The sequence below is a fragment of the Microbacterium sp. K41 genome (genome assembly GCF_004794395.1).
Taxonomy (GTDB): Bacteria; Actinomycetota; Actinomycetes; order Actinomycetales; family Microbacteriaceae; genus Microbacterium; species Microbacterium sufflavum.
This window is the reverse complement of the sequence record NZ_SSDO01000031.1, coordinates 1-4261: the sequence shown is the minus strand read 5'-3', so window position 1 is coordinate 4261 and position 4261 is coordinate 1. Positions and strand designations below refer to the sequence as shown.

Here is a 4261-nt window from a genome sequence, read left to right as displayed (position 1 = left end):
CGCGTCGCGCCTTCTCCTCGGCCTCGCGCGCCGCGACACCCGCCTGGTACTGCGCGACCGTGGTGGCCGTGGTGTCCTTGAGGGCCGCGAGCTGCGCCTGCATGGTCTCCAGGTTCGCCGACTGCTCGTCGAGCGCGGCCTGCGCGGCCTCCGCGGCCTGCTGTGCCGCCTCCATCTTCTGCTCGGCGACCTGCTGCAGCCGGTCGCGCTCATCGCGGGCGACCGCGGCCTGGTCACTCAGCGACTGGGCGGCGTTGCGCGCCGCGACGGCGTTGTCGTACACCGACTGGTTGTACTGCAGGAACTTGTCCATCGTGCCGAGCCGTGACAGCAGCTGGTCGGCGCTCGCACCGGAGCCGGCGAAGAACAGCTGCAGCGAGGTGTCGTCTCCGCCGCTGCGGTACAGCTGCGCCGCGATCTGTCCGGCCTTCTTCGCGGACGACTCGGCGAGCGCGGACTGCTCATCGGCCTCCGCCTGGAGGTTGTCCGCCTCGGTGATCGCCGCGAAGTAGGCCTGCTGGGCGGCGTAGAACTCGTCGGACGCGACCTGCGCCGCCGCCTGCGTCTCCGCGACCTTGCGGGTGAGCGACTGGATCAGCCCCTCGATGCGCGAGACCTCGGCCGCTTTGGCCGCCTCGTTGTTCTTGGCCCGCTGCACGTCGTCCCAGCTCGGATAGGTCGCGGCGTACGCGGCCGACACCCCGGTGCCCACGCCGAACGCGGCGAGCGCGACCACGCCGAGCGCCCCGAACCCGAAGGCGCCGCGGCGGCTGACGTTCACCCGCCACAGCGACTCGCGCTCGGCGGGGGTCGGGGCGCACCCGCAGTCCTCCGCCGCCGTCTCGGCCGCCGTCTGCGGGGTTCGCTGCTTCACGGGATGCGTCTCCTTCTCTTCCGGTCCGCCTCCGGCGCCGCGCGCACGTCGATGCGCTCTCGGTCGGGTCCGGTCCCGTCCATGCTGACCCCGGTCGACGCGCCCGGCCGCCTGCGACACGGCGCACGCGCCAGGTCGGGGCGTCGTCGGCGCGTCGCGCACCCCGCGCCCTAACGCGTCGCGCCGCACGGCCGACAGTCCCTCCCGACAGCCCAGGACGGGCCGTCTGTTCTCCGTCTCCGGACGGAGCGAGCCTTCCAGGATGGAGCCCATGATCGTCCTCACGCGCCTGAACCGCACCCGGTTCGCGGTGAACCCCGACCTGATCGAACGTGTGCAGGCCACGCCCGACACGACGCTGATCATGGTCGACGGCGCGACCTTCGTCGTCACGGAGACGATGGACGACGTGATCGCCCGCATCACCCGCTTCCGCGCGGGAGTGCTCGCCACCGCTGCCGCCCTCGTCGCCACGGACACCGTCGACACGGACACCGTCGACACGGCCGCCGCCGGGACGGAGGCCTGATGGATCCGTCGCTCATCCTCGGTCTGGTCCTCGCGTTCGGGGCCCTGATCGCCATGATCAACCTCGAGGGCGCGACCATCGGCTCGCTGCTCCTGCCCGCCCCGATGGTGCTCGTGTTCGGCGCGACCATCGCCGTGGGTCTCGCCAGCGGCACGCTGCGCGACGCCCTGCACGCCGTGAAGTCGCTCCCCCGAGCTTTCCGCGGCGAGCGCCGCACCGCGCAGAGCATGATCGACACGGTCGTCGGCTACGCCGAGAAGGCCAGGTCGGAGGGGCTGCTCGCCCTCGAGCAGGGCCTCGACGAGGAGAAGGACCCGTTCCTCCGGCAGGCACTGCAGAGCATCGCCGACGGCACGGACGCGGAAGACCTGCGGGTGCTGCTGGAGGACGAGCTGACCTCGACCGCCGCCCGCAACCGCACGGCCTCGCGCTTCTACATGACGCTGGGCGGCTTCGCCCCCACGGTCGGCATCATCGGCACGGTCGTGTCGCTGACGCACGTGCTGGAGAAGCTCGACAAGCCCGACACGCTCGGCCCGATGATCGCGGCCGCGTTCGTCGCGACGCTGTGGGGCCTGCTGTCGGCCAACTTCATCTGGCTCCCGATCGGCGGCCGCCTGCAGCGCCTGGGCGAGCTGGAGCTGGAGCGCATGACCGTGCTGATGGAGGGCATGCTCGCGATCCAGGCGGGCGCCGCACCGCAGCTGGTGCGGGAGCGCCTCGGCGCGCTGGTGTCCGACCGGTCCGGCGGACGCTCGCGCCCCACCGAGCAGCCCGCACCCGCGGAGGACGCCGAGGACCTGTTCTCATGAGCGTGCGCGCACGCCGCCGCGTGACCGAGTCCGAGCACAGCGGACCGGACGAGCGCTGGATGGCGTCGTACCTCGACATGGTCACGGTGCTGATGTGCATGTTCATCGTGCTGTTCGCGATGTCGACCGTCGACCAGGAGAAGTTCGAGGCGCTGAGCGCGTCGCTCGCCACCGGCTTCGGGCAGGAGCCCTCCGAGGACATCGACGCGGTCACCGGTGTCGTGGTGCCGCCCGAGCTGGTGGACGAGAAGGGCCAGGACTTCGCCGACACCGAGGCCGCGGCGGCACAGCAGGAGTTCGACGAGCTGTCGGCGCTGCGCGACCGGCTGCGGCAGGTGCTCGCCGAGCGCGGCCTCGAAGCCGACGTGACCTTCACGATCGACGAGCGCGGCCTCACGATCGGCCTGGTGAGCGCCGAGACGTTCTTCACCACCAACAGCACCGCGCTGAGCCCCGCCGCCACGCAGGTGCTCGACGCGCTGGGATCGGTGCTGGTCACGACGCCCAACGAGATCTCGGTCGAGGGCCACGCGGACGCCCGGGGCTCCGTCGCGCCGTTCCCGACGAACTGGGAGCTGTCGGCCGGGCGCTCGACCCAGGTGCTGCGCTACCTGGTGGAGTCGGCCGGCCTGCCGCCCGCGCACCTGAAGTCGGTGGGCTTCGGCGACACCCGTCCCGTGGTCGCCGGCAGCACCCCGGAGCAGCTGGCCGAGAACCGCCGCGTCGACATCGTGGTCCTCTCCGATGCGAGCGAGGAGGTGCGAGCGCTGCTCCCCGCCGCGGGCGCGGCGCAGACCTCCCCCTGACCCCTCCCTAACGCACGCCCTCCGCCGCCCGATAGTCGGGTACGTGGTGAGGGATGACGGTGCGCGCTCCGCGGTGCGCGCACGCACGGCGACAGCGACCGCCGAGGTCGAGGTGTACGACTTCGGCCGTGCGGCGACGCTGTCGCGCGAGCACGCGCGCACGCTCGAGCTCGCGTTCGAGACGTTCGCCAGGCAGTGGTCGGCGCAGCTGTCCGGCCGGATCCACGTGCGCGCGACCATCGCGGTCGAGCACGTCGGGATGCTCACCTACGGCGAGTACGCGCAGTCGCTGCCGACCACCACGACCATGATCGTGTGCGCCCTGCCCGACTCCGACGAGCGGATGATCCTGCAGGTGCCGACCTCCACCGCCACCTCATGGATCGTGCAGATGGTGGGAGGGCGCTCGACCGCGACGGTCGACGACCGCACCTTCACGCCGATCGAGCAGGCACTGCTGCGCTCCCTCGTGACGGAGGCCACGGAGCACCTCGCGGCCGCGCTCGACGGCCTGCTGCCCACCGGGGTCACCGTCGCCGGGATCCAGTACAGCTCGCAGTTCGCGCAGGTCGCGGCCGCCGGGGAGCCGGTGATCGTGGCGCGACTGTCGATTCGGCACGGCGGGCGCACGGTGCCGGCGAGCATCATGCTGCCCGCGTCCGTGCTGTCCGGGTTCGCCGTGCGCGAGGCCCTCACCGACCGTGCGGAGACCCCGGGCCTCGTGCGCCGCCAGGTCGAGGCCGCGCCCGTCGAGGTCGCACTGCGCCTCGCCCCCCGCTCGGTCCTGCCGCGCGAGGTGCTCGACCTCGCGGTCGGCGACCTCCTCGCCCTCCCCCACTCCGCCGACCGGCCGCTGCTGCTCACCGTCGGCGATCAGACCGTCGCGACGGCCGCGGTCGGCAGCTCCGGCGCGCGCCTCGCGTGCGTCGTCACCACCACCGTCCCCGCATCCGCCCCCGCCGCCCAGGAGTCCGCGTGACCAGCACCACCGCTTACGAATCCGCCGTCGCCGCCGCTTTCGCCGCCCGGCTCCCCACGGCAGCGCCCGTCACCGCACGGGCGTCGCAGGCCTCCGGCGACACCGGCGACGCGGTCGTCGTGCAGTTCGTCGGCGAAGCCGGAGCCCAGCTCGCCGTGCAGCTGCTCGACCCCGACGCGCTGATCGACGGCCTGGCGGGACGGCCCGTCGCCGACCGGCTGCTCGACGCGCTGGAGGCGGCCGTGACCGCCCTGGGCCCCG

General features: G+C 72.9%; 5 protein-coding genes and 1 pseudogene. 5 read left to right on the top strand and 1 reads right to left on the bottom strand.

The features are described 5' to 3' along the window. Positions 1–874 (bottom strand): coiled-coil domain-containing protein (locus DW309_RS00405; RefSeq protein WP_446724613.1); only part of this gene is annotated, 874 nt, incomplete at its 3' end. Positions 875–1145: 271 nt separating this feature from the next. Here DW309_RS00405 and DW309_RS00400 point away from each other — a divergent pair. The 5 genes and pseudogenes from DW309_RS00400 to DW309_RS00380 all read left to right on the top strand — a co-directional run. Further along, positions 1146–1403, top strand: coding sequence for a flagellar FlbD family protein (locus tag DW309_RS00400; RefSeq protein ID WP_136031176.1), 258 nt, complete (start codon positions 1146–1148; stop codon positions 1401–1403). After that, entirely contained in the window at positions 1403–2215 is an 813-nt protein-coding gene (locus tag DW309_RS00395; RefSeq protein ID WP_136044201.1) for a motility protein A, read from the top strand. Before DW309_RS00400 ends, DW309_RS00395 begins: the two co-directional genes overlap by 1 nt. Then, entirely contained in the window at positions 2212–3021 is an 810-nt protein-coding gene (locus DW309_RS00390; protein WP_136031172.1) for an OmpA/MotB family protein, read from the top strand. Before DW309_RS00395 ends, DW309_RS00390 begins: the two co-directional genes overlap by 4 nt. Before the next feature lie 43 nt (positions 3022–3064). Then, complete coding sequence (locus tag DW309_RS00385) at positions 3065–4000, top strand: flagellar motor switch protein FliM (protein ID WP_205812565.1); 936 nt, start codon at positions 3065–3067, stop codon at positions 3998–4000. Next, positions 3997–4261 (top strand): annotated as a pseudogene (locus DW309_RS00380) (hypothetical protein); the annotation flags it as partial. The gene DW309_RS00385 and the pseudogene DW309_RS00380, both read left to right, overlap by 4 nt.